Genomic DNA, 18,315 nt, shown 5'->3' on the forward strand with positions numbered 1-18,315 from the left:
CTCTGTTTCGGAGGGGGATACAGTCGGGAATGGGCGAATTTTCGCGTAATTTGAGGCGTTTTCAGGGCGGCCCGTCCCGAAAAAACGAAACCCCGCAGCTTGCGATGCGGGGTTTCAGCGGGAACAACAGGACTTGAAAAGCCCGTTTTTCAGGTCAAGAGCGGGAACTGGTCCAGCAAGGGCAGGCTGCGTGCGCGCGTTCCTGTCAGGTCGAACAGCGCATTGGCCAGCGCGGGCATCGACGGGGGTGTTCCGGGTTCACCCACGCCCGACATGTGCCGGTTTGTTTCCAGAATGCGCGTCTCGATCATCGGCGTGTTGTGCAGCCTAAGGGCGTCGTAATCCGGGAAGTTGCCCTGTTCGACGGCGCCATCGGCAAAGGTGATCTGCCCGAAGACCGCAGCCGACAGGCCATAGATCAGGCCGCCTTCCAGCTGCGCGCGGATATTGCCGGGATCCAGTGCAAGGCCCACATCCGCCGCGATCCAGGCGCGGTTAATGCGGATCGTGCCATCCTCGTCGATCACCTCGATCACCTGGGCCACCGGACAGCCGAAGCTGTAGGTAAAGCCCACGCCGCGTCCCACGCCATCGGGGTCTGGCCGGTCCAGCCCGACATGTCGCGCACCGCCTCCAGCGTGCCGGCGGAGGGTGCGTGCGCCTCGCGCATCATGGTCAGGCGAAACGCCAGCGGATCGGCGCCGGTGGCATGGGCCAATTCGTCGATGAAGGTGTCGTGGAAAAAGCCGTTGAAGGAATTGCCCACCGCGCGCCAGAAGCCCACGGGGATGTCCATCTCGGCCAGGTAGCCCCGGATACGGTAGTTCGGGATCGCATAGGGCTGATCGAACGCGCCTTCCACATGGCCCTTGTCCGGGCCGGGGGGGGCGAAACCTGCCAACCGCTTGCCCGCCTGCCGGGTCGTGGACTGTGCCGCGATCTGCCCGTCCAGCAGCACCGCGCGCCCGTCCTGCACCGCGCCACGGAAACGCGCGATGGCGCCGGGGCGATAGAAATCATGGCGCATGTCCTCTTCGCGCGACCATGTCAGCTGCACCGGCGTGCCGGGCATGGCGGCGGCCAGCCGCGCGGCATAGACCGCGTAATCGCTTTCGCCGCGCCGTCCGAACCCGCCGCCCAGAAGGGTCGTGTGCACGGTCACCTGTTCCGGCGGCAGGCCCGTGGCCTCGGCGCATTTGCCCTGGATGATCACGGGCGCCTGATTGCCGCACCAGACGGTCAGACCATCCGCCGTCATATGGGCGGTGGCGTTCATCGGCTCCATCGTGGCATGGGCCAGGTAGGGCAGGCGGTATTCGGCGGTGACCTCGGTCGCGCCCTGCGGGATCGCGTCGGGGTCGCCGTCATCGCGCATGGTGGAATTGGGGCTGCCGTCAAAGGCGGCCGCGATCAGGGCAAAGGCGTCTTCGGTCGTTTGCGGATTGTCGGAGGGGGCCCAGTCGATCACGACGGCCTTGGCGGCCTGCATGGCGATCCATGTGTTGTTGGCAACCACGGCGATCCCGTCGCCCAGGTTGACCACACGCTCCACGCCCGCCATTGCCATCGCGGGGGCGGGGTCGAAGCTGCGCATGCCCGCGCCCAGGGCCGGGTTGCGGCGCAGGGCCGCGAAGGCCATCCCCTCCAGCCGGACATCGATGCCGAAGGTGGCGGTGCCGGTGACCTTGGCGGGGATGTCGAGGCGTGGCATGGATTTGCCCAGGTATTTCCAGTCCGCCGCGGGGCGCAGGGTCACATCCTGCACCGGGTCCAGCCGGGCTGCATCCGCCGCAAGTTCGACATAGGACAGCCGCGTGCCGTCGGGTTTGATGACATGTCCTGCCTCGGTTTTCAGCGTATCGCGCGACAGCCCAAGGCGTTGCGCCGCCGCTTCTTTCAGCGTTTCGCGGGCCGTGGCCCCGGCCTGTCGCATCCGGTCGAAGGCGTCCACCGTCGAGGTGGATCCGCCCGTGACCTGCAGCGACATCATCTTGGGCAGCACCGACAGGGCCTGTTTCAGGCTATGCTGCATGTCGGTCAGGGCATAGTCCTTGAAGGGCATGCCCGCGCCCATCAGCGCGCCGTTGTAATAGGCCTGTGCGGGTGGGCCGTGCAGGGTGGTGATGTCTTCCCAGGCGACATCCAGCTCCTCTGCGACCATGGCGGCGAGGGTGGAATGGATGCCCTGTCCCATCTCGGCGCGCGGCGTGATGATCGTGACGCCATCGGCGTTGATCAGCACGAAAGGGTTCAGCGCCGCGCCCTGGTCGGGCGACAGCGGGTTGGGCGGGGTCTGGCGTGCCTTGTAGATGCCGAAGGCCACGCCCCCTGCGATGGCGACGGAGCCGATCAGGAACGTGCGGCGGGCGATCTTGCCGATGCTGGCCATGGCTCAGGCCTCCTTCAATGCGCGGGCGGCGTCATGGATTGCGGCGCGGATGCGGGGATAGGTGCCGCAGCGACACAGGTTGCCCTGCATGGCGGCGTCGATCTCGGCGTCGGTCGGTTCGGGCGTTTCGGCCAGCAGGCTGGCGGCCTGCATGATCTGCCCGGACTGGCAATAGCCGCATTGCGCCACCTGGTGGGCCACCCATGCCTCTTGCAGCGCATGCATTGCATCGGGCGTGCCCAGCCCCTCGATGGTGGTGACAGCCCCCCAGACATCGCCAAGCGCCACCTGACACGAGCGCACGGCCTCGCCCTCGATATGCACGGTGCAGGCGCCACAGGCGGCCACGCCGCAGCCGAACTTGGTGCCGGTCAGCCCGACCGCATCGCGCAGCACCCACAGAAGGGGCACCTCGGGCGGCAGATCGACGCTATGGGTGGTTCCGTTGATGGTCAGGGTGGTCGCCATGGGCTTGCTCCGCCTTGCAGGAAAGGGTAATGACAAAATGGTCTTTTAATGTCAAATTGTCAATCTGTGAAATTGACGAAATGGATGGATTACGTCACAAGGTCAGCATGGAAGAGCAGACAGACAGCACCACGGCGCAGGATCCGCGCCAGATGGCGATCCTCAAGGCCGCGTTCGAGGCCTTCTCGAGCTATGGGTTTCGCCGTACCTCGATGGAGGACATCGCCCGCGGCGCGGGCATGTCAAGGGCGGCGCTCTACCTGCATTACCGCAACAAGGAAGACATCTTCCGCTCCCTCACCCAATTCTACTACGACGATGCGGTCGCGCAGGTGCAAGCGGTGCTTGCGCGCGATCTGCCGGCGGGCGCGGCGCTGGAACAGGCCTTCGCGGCACAGGCGGGCCAGAGTTTCGAGGCGCTTTTGTCCTCGCCCCATGGGGATGAGTTGCTGGATACGAAATATGCCCATGGTGCCGATATCGCGCGGGCAGGCGAGGCGCGTCTGGTCGCGGTCTATGCCGACTGGTTGCGCCGGCAGGAGGTGGCGGGCCGCATCAGCCTTGATGTCGGCGCGGGCGATGCCGCGACACTGGCCGCCACGATGATGGCGGCGCTGCACGGGCTCAAGTCGCCCATGCCGACGCCTGACGCATACCGCGCCGGCGCGGCCATGCTGGCGCGCGTCTTCGCACAGGCCCTGATGCCGCGCTGAGCGGCCCTGTTTCTTCTTGCCTCAAATATCCAATCCGCCGGGATCGACCGGGCAGGGCGTCACAGATCGGTGCGCAGGTGCCAGAGTTCGGGAAAAAGCTCCACCTCCAGCATCCGCCTGAGATAGCTGACCCCGCCGGTGCCGCCGGTGCCGCGCTTGAAGCCGATCACGCGCTCGACCGTGGTGACATGGTTGAACCGCCAGCGCCGGAAATAATCCTCGAAATCCATCAGCTTCTCGGCAAGCTCGTAAAGCTCCCAATGGGTCTGGGGCGCGCGGTAGACCGTGGTCCATGCCGCCTTGACCGCCTCTGACGGGGCATAGGCCTGGCCCAGGTCGCGCGACAGCACCGCCTCGGGCAAGGGGACCGCCCGGTCCAGCAGCCGCAGCGCCACGTCATAGAGCGAGGGCTGATCCAGCTCTGCTTCAAGCAGCGCCGTGATCCCGGGCCGATGGGCATGGGGGCGCAGCATGGCGCGGTTGCGGTTGCCCAGCATGAATTCGATCTGCCGATACTGGTGCGACTGAAAGCCCGAGGATTGCCCCAGCGCGTTGCGAAAGGCGGTGTAGTCGCTGGGCGTCATGGTGCGCAGCACGTCCCACGCGTTGTTCAGTTGCTCGAAGATCCGCGCCACGCGCGCCAGCATCTTGAAGGCGGGGCGCAGCTGGCCCTCGGACAGGGCGGTGCGGGCGGCGGCGATCTCGTGGATGGCCAGGCGCATCCACAGTTCCGAGGTCTGGTGCTGGATGATGAACAGCATCTCGTCATGGGTGTCGGTGCGCGGCTGCTGCGCGCCAAGGATCAGGTCCAGCGACAGGTAGTCGCCATAGGACATGCGCCCGTCAAAGGACATCTGTGCGCCTTCCGTGGCGGGATCGTAGGGGGGCTTGGTCATGGTGGCCTCTGGTTCTGCTGCGCAGCACCAGGGGTCAGGCGCCGCAATGGATATTTGAAGCAAGAAGAAACGAGAGGGAGGGGGTCAGGCGTTCAGGGCCGCGCAATTGGCCAGCCGCCGCCACAGCGCCGCCCAGCCCGCGGGGCGGCAGAGGGGCAGGGTATCGGTGGCGGGGTGCTGGAACTGCATCAGGTCACGCGGGCGCGGGTCTTGTATTCGGGCTGGTCCCAGAGCCGGTTCGTCATCACATCGGCGATGATGGTGATGGCACTGTCCACATCACCCTGGTCGATGAATAGCGGGGTAAAGCCGAAGCGCATGATGTCGGGGGCGCGGAAATCGCCCACCACGCCGCGCGCGATCAGCGCCTGCATCGCGGCATAGCCGTCGGGGAAGCGGAAGGAGACCTGGCTGCCGCGCAGCGCGGAATCGCGGGGGGTGGCGAGCGTCAGCATCGGGCAGCTGGCCTCGATCCCCGTGATGAACCGTTCGGTCAGCGCGATGGAGGCTGTGCGGATGTCCTGCATCGTGGTCATGTCCCAGATGTCGAGCGCGGCCTCCAGCGCGGCCAGCGCCAGCACAGGGGGCGTGCCCACGCGCATCCGTTCGATGCCTGCGCCGGGGCGGTAGGCGGCGTCGAAGGCAAAGGGGGCCGCATGGCCAAGCCAGCCCGACAGGGCCGGGCGCGCCGCATCGGCATGGCGGGGCGCCACATAGATGAAGGCGGGCGCGCCGGGGCCGCCGTTGAGATACTTGTAGGTGCAGCCCACTGCGAAATCAGCGCCTGCGCCCGCCAGATCGACGGGCAGCGCGCCTGCGCTATGGGCCAGGTCCCAGATCGTCAGCGCGCCCGCCGCATGGGCGCGCGCGGTCAGATCGGCCATGTCATGCTTGCGGCCGGTGCGGTAATCGACCTCGGTGATCAGGGTGACGGCGACATCCTCGGTGATGCTGGCGGCCACATCTTCGGGGGCGACCACGCGCAATTCATGCCCCCGGCCCAGCGAGGCGATCAGCCCCTCGGCCATATATAGATCGGAAGGGAAGTTGCCGCTGTCCGACAGGATCACCCGGCGGTCGGGGCGCATTTCCAAGGCCGAGGCCAGCGCCTGGTAGACCTTGATCGACAGCGTGTCGCCCATGACCACATGGCCCGCCTCTGCCCCGATCAGCCGCGCGATGCGGTCGCCCACGCGGGTGGGCTGTTCCATCCAGCCGGCCTTGTTCCAGCCGGTGATCAGCATCTGGCCCCATTCGTCGCTGATGACGCGGGTCAGGCGGTCGGCGGCGCCGCGCGGCAGCGGGCCCAGCGAGTTCCCGTCGAGATAGATCATCCCGTCGGGAATGTGGAACATCGCCTTGGTCGCGGAAAAGTCGGTCATCGGGCCCCCGGGATATTTTAAGCCTAAAGCATTTGCTGTCGAAGTAGACCCTGCGCCCCGGTTTGTCCACTGAAAACCCGTCGGACCGCAGGGTCAGCGCACCTGTCCGCCTGCCATTTCGATGCATTGCGCATTGATGGACCCCGACAGCGGATGGCACAGCCACAGGGCCGCCGTCGCCACCTCTTCGACCGAGATCAGGCGCTTGTGGCGGTTGCTGTCTGCCATGGCCTGACGCGCCTGTTCGGCGGTCATGCCGGTGCGTTTCGCGATGGATTCCGATTGCAGCACCACGATATCGGTTTCCACGTAGCCGGGGCAGAGGGCGTTGAAGGTGATGGGACCGGCCATGTGTTCCTCGGAATAGGACCGCACCAGCCCGATCACCCCGTGTTTCGATGCGGAATAGGCGCCCGCGCCTTTCAGCCCGCGCAGGCCCGCCAGCGACGAGACCACGATCACCCGGCCCCAGTCGGTGCCCAGCATGCCGCGCATCGCCTCGCGGATGGTCAGGAAGGCGCCGTCCAGATTGGTGCGCATGATGCGGTGCCAGAAGTCGAGATCGGTTTTCTGCAGGCTCTTGCCCTCGGCGATGCCCGCATTGGCGATCAGGATCTGGATCGGGCCGCGCGCGGTGACGGCGGCGGTGATGCCCTCGACGATCTGCGCCTCGTCCATCACGTCCATGACCAGCGGGTGCAGGCCGGGTGTCGCGCGGGCCGCCGCCTCGAGCACATCGGCGCGGCGGCCGGTGATGGTGACCTGGGCGCCCTCGGCGGCCAGGGCTTGCGCGATGGCAAGGCCAATGCCGGTGCCGCCGCCAGTGACAAGCGCGTGTTTGCCTGCGTGTATCATGGTATCCTCCCTGTTTGCGGGCCAGACTACCGCCCCTGCGCCCGGTGGCAAGGGTGCGCACCGGCCCGCGTCGCAAGGTCACTTTACAATGACATTCGCTTCTGTGAATGTGATGTGCGAACGGGCATGTGCCCCGAGGAGTGGAGGTTCCGATGAAACGCAGTTTCCCCTTGGCCGCCGTCATGGCGTTGCTGGCCGCACAGGCCATGGCAAGCGAGGATATCGCGGACAAATATCCGCAGTCCGAGCTTTATGACAAACCGGTCGAGGTGATCCCGCATGTCTGGTCCGCGATCGGCGCGACGGCCCCGCCCACCTATGAGAACGCGGGCCACAACAACAACCTGTCCTTCGTGGTGACGGGCGATGGCGTCGTGGTGGTCAACGGCAGCGCCTCGGCACGGCTGGCTGCGGCGCTGCATGACGAGATCAAGGCGATCACCGATCAGCCGGTGAAGCTGGTGATCAATGAAAACGGGCAGGGCCATGCCATGCTGGGCAATTCCTACTGGGCCGACCTGGGGGTGGATATCCTGGCCCATGTGGATGCGATCGCCGAGGTCGAGGCGCATGGCGGTGCCATCCTTGCGGGGATGCAGGGCTACAACAAGGACCGGGCCGAGGGGACGCGCGTGGCCGTGCCGAACCTGTCCTTCGAGGACCGGTATGAATTCACCATGGGCGATGTGGCCTTCGAGGTGCTGCATCTTGGCCCCGCGCATGGCCCCGGTGATACGCAGGTCTGGATACCGCAGTGGAACATCATGATCGCGGGTGACATCGCCTTTCACGAGCGCATGCCGCCGATCTTTGCCGATACCTGCACCTCGTGCTGGATCGAGACATGGGAGACGGGGCTGGAACCCCTGAACCCGACCTATATCATCCCCGGCCATGGTCATCCCACGAACCTTGCGCAGGTGCGCCGCTACACCCGCGATTACCTGGTGGACCTGCGCGACAAGATCGGCGCGCATCTTGAGGCAGGCGGCGATCTTGCCAGCGCCTTCTATGTGGACCAGGAACGCTGGCGGCATCTGGACACCTTCGAGGAACTGGCCACCAAGAACGCGGGCCGCGTCTTCGAGGAGATGGAATTCGAATGACACATCTCTTGAGGGCCCTGGCCCTGTCTGCCGCGCTGGGCCTGCCATTGGCCGCGCAGGCCGAGGAAACGCTGGCCGAGGCGATCACCGGCTACATGGATTTCGCCACCTATGATTCCGGCATCATCGTGCCGGAACAGCTTGACCGGACCGTGTTCGAGGCGGCGCTTTTCGTCGATACGCGCGATGCCGCGCAATTCGCGGCGGGACATGTTCCGGGGGCGGTGCATATCGAATGGCGCGAGGTGCCGGGGCGGCTGGATGAATTGCCCGACAGCGGGATGGTCATCCTTTATTGCAACACCGGCAGCCTGTCGGCGCAGGCCGCCTTTGCCGCGCGGTTGCTGGGGCGCGAGAACGTGCTGGTCCTGCAGACGGGGTTCGACGGCTGGCAGGCCACCGCCGCCTACAAGCCGGAATGAGGCGCGGATGATGAAATGGATCGACCTGCCGCCGGTCTGGCTGGCCGTGATGATCGCGCTGGCATGGGCGCAGGCGACATGGCTGCCGCTGGGCCTGAGCTTTGGTGGCGCGTGGGCCGATTTCGCGGGTGGCATCCTTGTGGGCGGCGGGCTGATCCTGATGGTTCTGGCCCTCCACGAGATGCGCCGCGCGCGCACAACGGTGATCCCGCACCGCGAGGCCGACAGGCTTGTGCAGTCGGGCATCTTCAGCCGCAGCCGCAACCCGATCTACCTGGGGGACATGCTGGTGCTGGCGGGGCTGATTCTGCGGCTTGATGCGGTGCTTGCGCTACCACTGGTGCCGGTATTCCTTGGCATACTGGAAAAGCGCTTCGTGATCCCCGAAGAAAACCGCCTCAGACGCAAATTCCGGGCCGATTTTGCCCGCTATTGCCAGAAAACCCGTCGATGGATTTGACAGTCCGACGCAATAAGTGCATCGCAGGACCGATCTTCTTGTGAAATATTGTTGCGCCGCACTATAACCAAGTTTCCGGTCCGGCAGGATCGGAGAAAGACCTGCGAAAAGGGGGACGCGAGACGTGAAAATCGGTACGCCAAAGGAAATATTCGAGGGTGAAGCCCGTGTGGCCATGACCCCCGACTTTGCACTTCAGTTGCAGAAACTGGGCTATACCTGTGTGATCGAAGCCGGGGCGGGCGCCGCCGCTGGCTTCTCGGACAAGGCCTATCAGGATGCGGGCGTCGAAGTGGTCAAGACCGCTGCCGCCCTGTGGAAAGCCGCGGATGTGGTGGCCAAGGTGCGCCCGCCGTCAGAGGCTGAAGTCAAGCGGATGAACGAGGGGCAGACCCTCATCTCCTTCTTCTATCCGGTCGCCAACGAGGCGCTGATGAAGCAGGCCGCCGCCAAGGGCGGCAATGTCATCGCCATGGACATGGTGCCGCGCATCAGCCGCGCGCAGAAGATGGACGCGCTGTCCTCGATGGCGAATATCGCGGGTTACCGCGCGGTGATCGAGGCGGGCAACAATTTCGGCCGCTTCTTCACCGGTCAGATCACGGCAGCGGGCAAGGTGCCCCCGGCCAAGGTTCTGGTCGTGGGTGCGGGCGTGGCAGGTCTTGCCGCCATCGGCACTGCAACCAGCCTGGGTGCCATCACCTATGCGTTCGACGTGCGCCCCGAAGTGGCGGAACAGGTCGAATCCATGGGCGCGCAGTTCGTCTATCTGGATTTCGCCGAGGCCGTGCAGGACGGTGCCGCCACGGGTGGCTATGCAGCCCCCTCCAGCCCCGAATTCCGCGAGGCGCAGCTTGCCAAGTTCCGCGAACTGGCCCCCGACATGGATATCGTGATCACCACCGCGCTGATCCCCAACCGCGAGGCGCCCGAGCTGTGGACGCCGGACATGGTTGCGGCGATGAAGCCGGGTTCCGTGATCGTGGACCTTGCTGCCGAGCGTGGCGGCAACTGCAAGCTGACGAAGATGGACGAGAAGATCGTGACCGACAACGGTGTCACGATCATCGGCTATACCGACTTCCCCAGCCGGATGGCCGCGCAATCCTCTACGCTCTATGCTACGAACATCCGTCACATGATGACCGACCTGACCCCCGAAAAGGACGGCCAGATCGTGCACAACATGGAGGATGACGTGATCCGTGGCGCGACGGTGACCTTCAACAAGGATGTCACCTTCCCGCCGCCGCCCCCCAAAGTGGCCGCCATCGCGGCGCAGAAGCCCAAGGAAAAGGCCAAGGAGCTGACGCCCGAGGAAAAGCGCGCGCAGGAAATCGCAGCCTTCAAGCAGCAGACCCGCAACCAGGTGACGCTGCTGGCGATCGGTGCCGTGCTTCTGCTGGCCGTGGGCCTTGTGGCGCCTGCCAGCTTCATGCAGCACTTCATCGTGTTCGTGCTGTCCGTGTTCATCGGCTTCCAGGTGATCTGGAACGTCGCGCACAGCCTGCACACACCGTTGATGGCCGTGACCAACGCGATCTCTTCGATCATCATCCTGGGTGCGCTGATCCAGATCGGGTCGTCGTCGATCCTGATCACGCTGCTCGCGGCGCTGGGCATCTTCATGGCCGCGATCAACATCGTGGGCGGCTTCCTCGTGACACGGCGCATGCTCGCCATGTTCCAGAAATCCTAAGGAGCGAGCATCATGGAATTCGGATTCACCATCGCGGCCTATGCCGTCGCGGCTGTTCTGTTCATCCTGTCGCTGGGCGGCCTGAGCGGTCAGGAAAGCGCCAAGCGGGCTGTCTGGTACGGGATCGTCGGCATGGCGATTGCCGTCGTGGCGACCCTGATCGGACCGGGGCAGGGCCTTTGGGGCGCGTCGCTGGTGCTGATCGCGCTGGGTGCCGGCGTGGGCTATCAACTGGCCACGCGGGTGCAGATGACGCAGATGCCCGAGCTTGTGGCGATCATGCATTCGCTGGTCGGCCTGGCGGCGGTTTTCGTGGGCTTCAACGCGGACCTGATGATCAATGACGTGGCGGGCCTGTACGAAGGCGCCGGTCAGGTCATGGGCGCGGTCGGGCCGGACGGCTACAGCGCCATCGGTCTGCCGAAAGAGATCTACGAGGGGCTGTCGTCCTTCGGTCAGCTGATCGCCAAGAAAACCTCGGTCGAGATCGCGATCCTGCGGGTCGAACTGGTGCTTGGCATCTGGATCGGTGCCGTGACCTTCACCGGGTCGGTCATCGCCTATGGCAAGCTGGCGGGCAAGGTCGACAGTTCGGCCAAGAAACTGCCGGGCGGTCATGTCCTGAACGCGGGCGCGGCGGCGCTGTCGCTGCTGCTGGCGATCATGTACATGAACGACGCAGGTAGCTGGACGCTGGTGCTGCTGGCCATTCTGGCGCTGTTCATCGGCTACCACCTGATCATGGGCATCGGCGGCGCGGACATGCCCGTCGTCGTGTCGATGCTGAACAGCTATTCCGGCTGGGCGGCGGCGGCCATCGGCTTCAGCCTTGGCAACGACCTGCTGATCGTGGTGGGCGCGCTTGTCGGCTCCTCCGGTGCGATCCTGTCCTATATCATGTGCAAGGCGATGAACCGTTCGTTCATCAGCGTGATCCTGGGTGGCTTCGGCGGCCCGGCAGGCGAGCAGATGAAGGTCGAGGGCGAGCAGATCGCCATCGACGTCGAAGGTGTCGCCACCGCGCTTGACGAGGCCGACAGCATCATCATCATCCCCGGCTACGGGATGGCGGTGGCGCAGGCCCAGCAAAGCGTGTCCGAACTGACCAAGCGCCTGCGCGCCAAGGGCAAGAACGTGCGTTTCGCGATCCATCCGGTTGCGGGCCGTCTGCCGGGGCACATGAACGTGCTTCTGGCCGAGGCCAAGGTGCCCTATGATATCGTTCTCGAAATGGACGAGATCAACGAGGACTTCCCGGATACGGATGTGGCCATCGTGATCGGGTCGAACGACATCGTGAACCCGGCCGCGCAGGACGATCCCAACAGCCCCATCGCCGGCATGCCGGTTCTGGAATGCTGGAAGGCCAAGCAGGTGTTCGTGTCCAAGCGCGGGCAGGGCACGGGCTATTCCGGGATCGAGAACCCGTTGTTCTACAAGGAAAACACGCGGATGTTCTATGGCGATGCCAAGAAATCGCTGGATGAGTTGCTGACCAGGATCAGCTGATCATCGGCACCACCCGAAGACAGGAAAGGCGCCCTCCGGGGCGCCTTTTTTCGTTGTCAGGACATGGGTTTGCCCGATAAAGCGCCTCCGTATACAATCGTGTTCCGTAAATCTTTGATATAAAACAACTTTATCTTTAACTTCATCGGGCAAGGATATAGAGTTGCCGCAACTCAGGAGTTTCCCATGTCGCCCATTCAGGATCATCCGCTGCGCTACGAACTGGCCAACGAGCTGCATGCGCGGCCGTTTCCCTCGATCGATGCGCCCGGTGCCGCGGTTTATCTTGCCATCAAGAAGCAGGAGGATGCGGCCAGCCGCGACCGCGGGGCCGATCTTGCGCATCTGACGGCCTTGCTGGACCGCTTCGGTGCGGCGCATCCCCAGCCCGGCGCCACGCATTACTTCGGCCAGATCGGGCGGCACATGCTGAAATGGGAAAGCCACACCGAATTCGTGACCTACACGGCATTCACCGAAAGCCTGAGCAGCCGCGCCTTCGATCCTGCCGATTTCGAGGTGTTTCCCGCCGATTGGCTGGCGCATGCGCCCGGTGTGCGCGTGACCTCGGCTCTTATCCGGATGGAGGAGGTGGGCGAGAAGCAGAACGTCATCGAAAAGCTGAACGACTGGTTCGTGCCCGAAAGCCTGGCGGTCAGCCGGGTGCTGGACGACAGCGCCATCGTGGCGGGCGATTTCCGCATCGATCCTGCGGGGCACATGCGCTTTGCCATTTTCGTCTCGCCGCATACCGGGGCGCGCCGTATCGGCCGCGTGGTGCAGCGCCTCTGCGAGATCGAGACCTACAAGGCCATGTCGATGCTGGCCTTCGCGCAGGTGAAATCCATGTCATCGACGCTGGCGGCCATAGACGCGCAGCTGACGCAGCTGATGGATGACATGACGCGCAACGAAAAGCCCGCAGACCAGACCCTTGCGGGCCTACTGGAAGTGTCGGCCATGCTGGAAAACAAGGTGGCGCGCGCGTCTTTCCGGTTCGGCGCCGCCGCCGCCTATGAGGCGATCGTGCACCAGCGGATCGAGGTGCTGCGCGAGGAACGTTTCGACGGGCGGCAGACCTTTTCGGAATTCATGATGCGCCGCTACGATCCCGCGATGCGGACGGTCAAGGCGTCGCAGGCGCGGCTGGCGGCCATGGCCGACCGGGCCATGCGGGCCGGTGAATTGCTGCGCACGCGGGTGGATGTGGAACGCTCGGCCCAGAACCAGAAGCTGCTGGAAAGCATGAACATCCGCGCCGACATGCAGCTGCGCCTGCAAAAGACGGTCGAGGGGCTGTCGGTGGTGGCCATCAGCTACTACGCGGTGTCGCTGATGGCTTATGCGGTCTACCCGATTGCCGAGATGATGCAGATCAGCAAGGGCACATTGACGGCGGTGCTTATTCCGCCGGTAATGCTGTTGGTCTGGGCGCTTGTGCGCCGCGTGCAGAAGCATCTGCATTGATCAGGCGGTTGGCGATCAGACCGCCAGCCGCAATCGACGCAATCGCAAGGATCGCCGCAAGGGACAGGGTCGGGATGCCCGACAGGCCTGCGCCCACGGTGCAGCCACCCGCCAGCACGCCACCCACACCCATCAGCGCCGCACCTGCCATGTAACGGCCGGTTTCGCGCGGGCTGGAAAAGCTCTGCCACTGGAACTCGCGCCGGGCCAGGCTGCTGAGCAGGGCGCCCAGGGCCACGGCGCCGATCAGTGCGGCACCGAAGGTGGCCGAGATCGAGGTGGAGGCGACCGTGAAGAACAGCGCATCCGCCGCGGCCGAGGTGAAGGACAGGCTTTCCATCGCGATCGGGTCGAACTCGTCCAGCAGGACATAGCCGGTACCGACCCAGCCCAAAGGCACCAGCGCCCCGATCAGCGCCGCCAGAACCAGCGTGCCGACACGGTTGCCCGAACGCAGGGCAAAGGCCAGGGCCGCGAGGGCGATCAGACCGGCCCACAGCAGCGGATTGCCGGGCAGGGCGGTGCTGTCCAGCGACAGGGTCACCGATCCCAGCGTGGTGCGGACCGGCGCCAGCACGCCCTTCAGCGTGGCATGGGCGACGACGGCAAAGACCACCAGCACAAGGGCGGCGCGCAGGTTGCCCGAACCGGTCAGCACCGTCAGGCGCGAGACGCAGCCGCGTGTCAGGACCATGCCCGCCCCGAAGATCAGACCGCCCGCCACGATGGCCAGCACCGGCAGGTCAGCGGCCATGAAGCGGTGATCGGCAAAGCCGATCCAGTCGGCCGCAACTGCAGCCTGCGTGCCCAGCACGGCCACGGCCAGTGCGGTCAGCCAGACGCCTGCGGCCTGCCGGCGATCATCGCCCAGGATCGAGCGGCGGAAACAGAAACGTGTGATCTGCGCCAGAACACCGAAGACCAGCCCGAGGGCGAGGGCGAAATAGACTGCGGCCTGGGGCGCGGTCAGGGACTCGAAACCGAAGGATTCGAACATGGGTATTCTCCGCAAACAGGAATTTTGTCCCAGATGCAGGCGTTCTACTTTATAATCAATAGGGTCGATATGCGGGAAACTGTTCTACATCAGAACATTTTTCTGATTTCTTGCGCTGTTGCAGCAAGATCGTTCGCCTTGTGCGCGCAGGCGAAACAGAACGGCCCGCACCAATGATGCGGGCCGTATGCATGTTCTTTTTTCGCCCCTGTCAGGCGATCAGCGTCCCCGGATGCGCGGGTCCAGCGCGTCGCGCAGACCATCGCCCAGGTAGTTGACGCTCAGCACCGTCAGCGAGATTGCCAGACCGGGCCAGAGCACCCGCTCGGGGTATTGCTGCATGTAGTCGACCGCGTCGAACAGCAGGCGGCCCCATGTGGGGAAGTCGGGCGGAAAGCCCAGCCCCAGGAAGGACAGCGCGCTTTCGGTGATGATCGCATTGGCGATACCCAGCGTGGCCGAGACCATGATGGGCGACATCACGTTGGGCAGCACATGCCGCGTGATCATGCGGAAGTTGGTGGTCCCGATCGAGCGCGCCGCCAGCACGAATTCGCGTTCCTTCAGCGCCAGCACATCACCGCGCACGATCCGCGCGGTGGGCATCCAGCTGGTGATGCCGATGGCGGTCACGATCAGGATGAAGATGCCGGTCTCCGGTCCGAAAGCCGCGTTCAGCGGTTCGCGGAACAGCAGCACCATCACCAGAAGCAGCGGCAGCAGGGGCAGGGCCAGGAACAGGTCGGTGGTGCGCATCAGCAGGTTGTCCAGCCGCTTGAAATATCCTGCCAGCACCCCGATCAGGCTGCCCAGGAACAGCGCCAGCAGCATCGCGGTGATCCCCACCGAGACCGAGGTCTGCCCGCCCGCCATCATCCGCGCCAGCATGTCGCGGCCCAGCTGGTCGGTGCCCAGGGGATGCGCCCATGACGGGTTCTGGTTGCGCGACCGGATGTCGATGAAGGTCGGGTCATAGGGCCAGAGCCATGGCCCGATGAAAACCGCCAGCACGATCACGAAAAACACGATGCCGCCGATCAGCGCGCCGCGATGGGTCTTGAACTGGTCCCAGATGTCGCGCCACTGGCTGCGCGGCGGGGCAGAGGGCACCGGCTGGTTGATCAGCTCAGTCATAGCGAATCCTCGGGTCCAGGATGCCGTAAAGGATATCGGCAATCAGGTTGAAGATGACGATCAGCAGCGCGAAGATGAAGGTCAGGGTCTGCACCATCGGCAGGTCATTGGCCTCGATCGCGGTGATCAGAAGCTGGCCGAGGCCGTTCACCTTGAAGACCTGTTCGGTGATGATCGCGCCGCCGAACACCTGGGGCACACCCAGGGCGATCACGGTGACCACCGGGATCATCGAGTTGCGCAGCACATGCACCAGCACGACGGTCTTTTCGCCCAGGCCCTTGGCCCGCGCGGTGCGCACGTAGTCCTGGTTCAGGTTGTCCAGCATCGAGGCGCGCATGAAGCGGCTGATCTGGGCGGCGTTGTAAAGCGCCAGCACCATGACGGGCATGATCATCTGGCGTAGCTGGAAGACGAAGCTGTCCCAATCCGTCACCTTGTGCGTGGTGTCGTAGATCGAGGGGAACCAGCCCAGGTTGACCGAGAAGATCACGATCAGCAGCACGCCGGTAAAGAACGTCGGCACGGAAAAGCCCACCATCGACACGAATGTGCCGATCTGGTCGAAGGCCGAGTACTGCCGGTAGGCCGAATAGATCCCGATGGGCAGCGCGATCAGCACGCCCAGCACATAGGACATGCCGACGACCCAGAGGGTCTGCGGCAGGCGCTGCACGACGATGTCCATTACCGGGCTGCGGGTCTGCCAGGACAGCACGCGCAGCTGACCCTCGGAAAAGGTAGTGCCGAAGATATGGTCGATCAGGACCTGCGGCTCTACCCAGAAGAACTGCACGATCCACTTGAAGAACTGGACGTGAACGGGGGCGCCCAGGCCCAGGGCCTCGCGCATCTTTTCCTTGACCTCTGGCGGCACCGTCAGGGGCACCTGGGCCATCGGATCACCCGGCGCCAGCTGGAGCAGCATGAAGATCACGAGTGAGATGAACAGAAGGGTCGGGACGGCCAGAACCAGTCGCCGGATGGTAAAGGTCAGCATGGGCGGCGCCTTTGCGGGTCGCTGTGAGATCTACCGGAAAATCGACGGCCCCGTTCCGCGCAATGGGAACGGGGCCGCGATGTCAGGTGCTTGCTTACTTGATACGGTGCCAGTCGGCAACGTTCCACAGTTCGCTGTCCCAGACGTTCAGAACGACACCACCCAGCGTGTTGGAGTGGGCCGACACGCGACCGCGATCCACTAGCGGGATGATGACATTGGCGTCCTTGGTGACCATGTCGTTCAGCTTGCGGGCGATTTCACCGCGCTTTTCCAGCTCGCCGGTGCGCGACAGTTCGGCCACCAGGGCATCATAGGCCGGATCGCAGAAGCGGGTGATGTTCTCGCCCTGCCACTGGGTTTCCGGACGGGGTGCCTTGTCGCAGGTCTGTGCCGCCAGGTAGGCTTCGGGATCGGTGCCATCGAAGTTGTTGGCATACATCTCGACGTCGGCATAGAACTTCTGGAAGGTGTCCGGGCTGCCGGGATCACCACCGAAGAAGACCGACGCGCTGAGGTTGCGCAGCTCGGTTTCGATGCCGATTTCTTCCCACCACTGCTTGATCAGCGCCTGGAAGTCCTGACGCACGGCGTTGGTCGAGGTCTGGTAGAGCAGCGACAGACGCACGCCGTCCTTGGCGCGGATTCCATCGGCGCCGCGCACCCAGCCGGCCTCGTCCAGCAGCGCGTTCGCGCCGGCCAGATCCTGCACCAGGCAATCGGTGTTGTCGGACGCGTAAAGCGCCGGCGCCGGCACCAGGTTGCAGGTCGGGCGACCCGCCTGGCCGTAACCGATTTCGACCAGCAGTTCGCGGTCGATCGCCATGGACAGCGCCTTGCGGACAGCCGGATCTGTCAGGAACGGATGCGGATGCTTCGCGGTGGACCGCTCGCCTTCCGGCAGCGACGCCGAGGGGTTGGTCATGTTGACCATGATCCGCTCGACCAGCGAGCCGAAGGCCGCGATGGTGGTGCCCTTGCCGCCCTTGGCCATCTGCTGGATCACTTCCGGCGCCAGCTGCAGGTTCCAGGCGTAGTCGAATTCGCCGGTTTCCAGAACCGCGCGACCTGCCGCCGTCGCATCGCCGCCGCCTTTGAAGGTCATGGTGGCGAAGGCCGGCTTGGCCGGATCGCGGTAGTTGGGGTTGGCTTCCAGCGAGATCACGTCATTGGGACGGAACTCGGTCACGCGGAAGGGGCCGGTGCCGATCGGGTTGAAGTTGGCCTCGGTGCACTCGGGCGCCTTGGCGCCAAGGCAGTCGGCGAACTGCGCGGCCTGGATGATCGGGGACTGCGCGCCCATGAAGGGACCGTAGGGGTTGGGCTTCGATTCCGTGAAGGTCACCTTGACGGTCAGGTCGTCGATCACATCGATCGAGGACACGCCATCGAACTTGGCGGCCTGTGCGCAGCCACCTTCGGGATGCATGCAGTAATCCGCGCTGAACTTGACGTCATTCGCGGTGACCGGCGTGCCATCGGACCACACGAGGCCCGGCTTCAGTTTCCACGTGATCGAGGTGAGGTCGGCGCTGACGCCGCCGTTTTCCAGGGTCGGAATTTCCTGTGCCAGAAAAGGTACCATGGCGCCGTTCTCGTCATAGCGCCCCAGCGGTTCGATGATCATCGACGACGATTCGAGATCCTTTGTGCCGCCCGAAAGATAGGGGTTCAGGATCGACGGCGCCTGCCAGTAGATGATGTTGACATGGCCATCCGCGCCGCGCTCGGCAAAGGCCGCGGGGGCCAGCGCAACGAGGGCAGCCGCGCCCAGCAGCGTTGTTTTAAGGGTCATTTCTCACTCCATGTTGGACACGT

The 18,315-nt window shown here is 64.6% G+C and carries 15 protein-coding genes and 1 pseudogene; 7 read left to right on the forward strand and 9 right to left on the reverse strand.

Annotated elements, in window-relative coordinates; all coding sequences use genetic code 11:
- Positions 1-149: 149 nt before the first annotated feature.
- A pseudogene (locus ACMUJL_RS18825) lies at positions 150-2,389 on the reverse strand (molybdopterin cofactor-binding domain-containing protein).
- A gap of 3 nt (positions 2,390-2,392) precedes the next feature.
- Complete coding sequence (locus ACMUJL_RS18830; protein ID WP_068286497.1) at positions 2,393-2,857, reverse strand: (2Fe-2S)-binding protein; 465 nt, start codon at positions 2,855-2,857, stop codon at positions 2,393-2,395.
- Positions 2,858-2,964: 107 nt separating this feature from the next.
- On the opposite strand from ACMUJL_RS18830, the gene ACMUJL_RS18835 reads away from it, so the two are divergent.
- A complete protein-coding gene (locus ACMUJL_RS18835; RefSeq protein ID WP_375571745.1) occupies positions 2,965-3,570 on the forward strand; it encodes a TetR/AcrR family transcriptional regulator in 606 nt (201 codons plus the stop codon).
- 59 nt (positions 3,571-3,629) lie between these two features.
- On the opposite strand, the gene kynA is transcribed toward ACMUJL_RS18835, so the two are convergent.
- The 3 genes from kynA to ACMUJL_RS18850 form a co-directional block, all read right to left on the reverse strand.
- Entirely contained in the window at positions 3,630-4,466 is an 837-nt protein-coding gene (gene kynA / locus ACMUJL_RS18840) for a tryptophan 2,3-dioxygenase (protein WP_068286500.1), read from the reverse strand.
- 188 nt (positions 4,467-4,654) lie between these two features.
- Positions 4,655-5,848, reverse strand: a complete 1,194-nt coding sequence (gene kynU / locus ACMUJL_RS18845; RefSeq protein ID WP_375571743.1) for a kynureninase — start codon at positions 5,846-5,848, stop codon at positions 4,655-4,657.
- Positions 5,849-5,941: 93 nt separating this feature from the next.
- On the reverse strand, positions 5,942-6,703 hold the full coding sequence (locus tag ACMUJL_RS18850; protein WP_068286506.1) for an SDR family NAD(P)-dependent oxidoreductase: 762 nt from the start codon (positions 6,701-6,703) through the stop codon (positions 5,942-5,944).
- A 152-nt stretch (positions 6,704-6,855) separates the two neighbouring features.
- Here ACMUJL_RS18850 and ACMUJL_RS18855 point away from each other — a divergent pair, with 152 nt between their 5' ends.
- The 6 genes from ACMUJL_RS18855 (at position 6,856) to ACMUJL_RS18880 (ending at position 13,366) form a co-directional block, all read left to right on the forward strand.
- Positions 6,856-7,809, forward strand: coding sequence for an MBL fold metallo-hydrolase (locus ACMUJL_RS18855; protein WP_068286509.1), 954 nt, complete (start codon positions 6,856-6,858; stop codon positions 7,807-7,809).
- The gene (locus tag ACMUJL_RS18860; protein ID WP_375571740.1) at positions 7,806-8,231 is read left to right on the forward strand and encodes a rhodanese-like domain-containing protein; all 426 of its coding nucleotides are present in this window, start codon (positions 7,806-7,808) and stop codon (positions 8,229-8,231) included. The genes ACMUJL_RS18855 and ACMUJL_RS18860 overlap by 4 nt, the downstream gene beginning before the upstream one ends.
- A gap of 10 nt (positions 8,232-8,241) precedes the next feature.
- Positions 8,242-8,691, forward strand: coding sequence for a methyltransferase family protein (locus ACMUJL_RS18865; protein ID WP_068286679.1), 450 nt, complete (start codon positions 8,242-8,244; stop codon positions 8,689-8,691).
- 124 nt (positions 8,692-8,815) lie between these two features.
- Positions 8,816-10,390, forward strand: a complete 1,575-nt coding sequence (locus tag ACMUJL_RS18870) for a Re/Si-specific NAD(P)(+) transhydrogenase subunit alpha (RefSeq protein WP_416914393.1) — start codon at positions 8,816-8,818, stop codon at positions 10,388-10,390.
- A 12-nt stretch (positions 10,391-10,402) separates the two neighbouring features.
- On the forward strand, positions 10,403-11,899 hold the full coding sequence (locus tag ACMUJL_RS18875; RefSeq protein WP_375571736.1) for an NAD(P)(+) transhydrogenase (Re/Si-specific) subunit beta: 1,497 nt from the start codon (positions 10,403-10,405) through the stop codon (positions 11,897-11,899).
- Between the two features lie 186 nt (positions 11,900-12,085).
- A complete protein-coding gene (locus tag ACMUJL_RS18880; protein ID WP_068286521.1) occupies positions 12,086-13,366 on the forward strand; it encodes a DUF3422 family protein in 1,281 nt (426 codons plus the stop codon).
- Here the strand turns inward: ACMUJL_RS18880 and ACMUJL_RS18885 are convergent.
- From ACMUJL_RS18885 to ACMUJL_RS18900, 4 genes are all read right to left on the reverse strand, one after another.
- Positions 13,302-14,363, reverse strand: a complete 1,062-nt coding sequence (locus ACMUJL_RS18885) for a YeeE/YedE family protein (protein WP_068286524.1) — start codon at positions 14,361-14,363, stop codon at positions 13,302-13,304. The two genes, ACMUJL_RS18880 and ACMUJL_RS18885, sit on opposite strands and share 65 nt — an antisense overlap.
- A gap of 219 nt (positions 14,364-14,582) precedes the next feature.
- Positions 14,583-15,497 carry an ABC transporter permease gene (locus ACMUJL_RS18890; RefSeq protein WP_068286528.1) on the reverse strand — a complete coding sequence of 305 codons (915 nt, stop codon included), beginning with the start codon at positions 15,495-15,497 and terminating at the stop codon, positions 14,583-14,585.
- The gene (locus tag ACMUJL_RS18895) at positions 15,490-16,497 is read right to left on the reverse strand and encodes an ABC transporter permease (RefSeq protein WP_068286531.1); all 1,008 of its coding nucleotides are present in this window, start codon (positions 16,495-16,497) and stop codon (positions 15,490-15,492) included. Before ACMUJL_RS18895 ends, ACMUJL_RS18890 begins: the two co-directional genes overlap by 8 nt.
- Positions 16,498-16,591: 94 nt before the next feature.
- Positions 16,592-18,292: a peptide ABC transporter substrate-binding protein gene (locus tag ACMUJL_RS18900; protein WP_375571731.1), complete on the reverse strand. Its 1,701-nt coding sequence runs from the start codon at positions 18,290-18,292 to the stop codon at positions 16,592-16,594.
- Between the last annotated feature and the right edge of the window lie 23 nt (positions 18,293-18,315).

The organism is Seohaeicola sp. (genome assembly GCF_048006315.1).
Taxonomy (GTDB): Bacteria; Pseudomonadota; Alphaproteobacteria; order Rhodobacterales; family Rhodobacteraceae; genus Seohaeicola.

What these genes read in the sequence shown, in the direction of transcription:
- ACMUJL_RS18900 (WP_375571731.1), bottom strand. Translation starts at nt 18,292, where the DNA reads ATGACCCTTAAAACAACGCTGCTGGGCGCGGCTGCCCTCGTTGCGCTG.
- kynA (WP_068286500.1), bottom strand. Translation starts at nt 4,466, where the DNA reads ATGACCAAGCCCCCCTACGATCCCGCCACGGAAGGCGCACAGATGTCC.
- ACMUJL_RS18855 (WP_068286509.1), top strand. Translation starts at nt 6,856, where the DNA reads ATGAAACGCAGTTTCCCCTTGGCCGCCGTCATGGCGTTGCTGGCCGCA.
- ACMUJL_RS18875 (WP_375571736.1), top strand. Translation starts at nt 10,403, where the DNA reads ATGGAATTCGGATTCACCATCGCGGCCTATGCCGTCGCGGCTGTTCTG.
- ACMUJL_RS18890 (WP_068286528.1), bottom strand. Translation starts at nt 15,497, where the DNA reads ATGACTGAGCTGATCAACCAGCCGGTGCCCTCTGCCCCGCCGCGCAGC.
- kynU (WP_375571743.1), bottom strand. Translation starts at nt 5,848, where the DNA reads ATGACCGACTTTTCCGCGACCAAGGCGATGTTCCACATTCCCGACGGG.
- ACMUJL_RS18860 (WP_375571740.1), top strand. Translation starts at nt 7,806, where the DNA reads ATGACACATCTCTTGAGGGCCCTGGCCCTGTCTGCCGCGCTGGGCCTG.
- ACMUJL_RS18885 (WP_068286524.1), bottom strand. Translation starts at nt 14,363, where the DNA reads ATGTTCGAATCCTTCGGTTTCGAGTCCCTGACCGCGCCCCAGGCCGCA.
- ACMUJL_RS18865 (WP_068286679.1), top strand. Translation starts at nt 8,242, where the DNA reads ATGAAATGGATCGACCTGCCGCCGGTCTGGCTGGCCGTGATGATCGCG.
- ACMUJL_RS18895 (WP_068286531.1), bottom strand. Translation starts at nt 16,497, where the DNA reads ATGCTGACCTTTACCATCCGGCGACTGGTTCTGGCCGTCCCGACCCTT.
- ACMUJL_RS18830 (WP_068286497.1), bottom strand. Translation starts at nt 2,857, where the DNA reads ATGGCGACCACCCTGACCATCAACGGAACCACCCATAGCGTCGATCTG.
- ACMUJL_RS18835 (WP_375571745.1), top strand. Translation starts at nt 2,965, where the DNA reads ATGGAAGAGCAGACAGACAGCACCACGGCGCAGGATCCGCGCCAGATG.
- ACMUJL_RS18880 (WP_068286521.1), top strand. Translation starts at nt 12,086, where the DNA reads ATGTCGCCCATTCAGGATCATCCGCTGCGCTACGAACTGGCCAACGAG.
- ACMUJL_RS18850 (WP_068286506.1), bottom strand. Translation starts at nt 6,703, where the DNA reads ATGATACACGCAGGCAAACACGCGCTTGTCACTGGCGGCGGCACCGGC.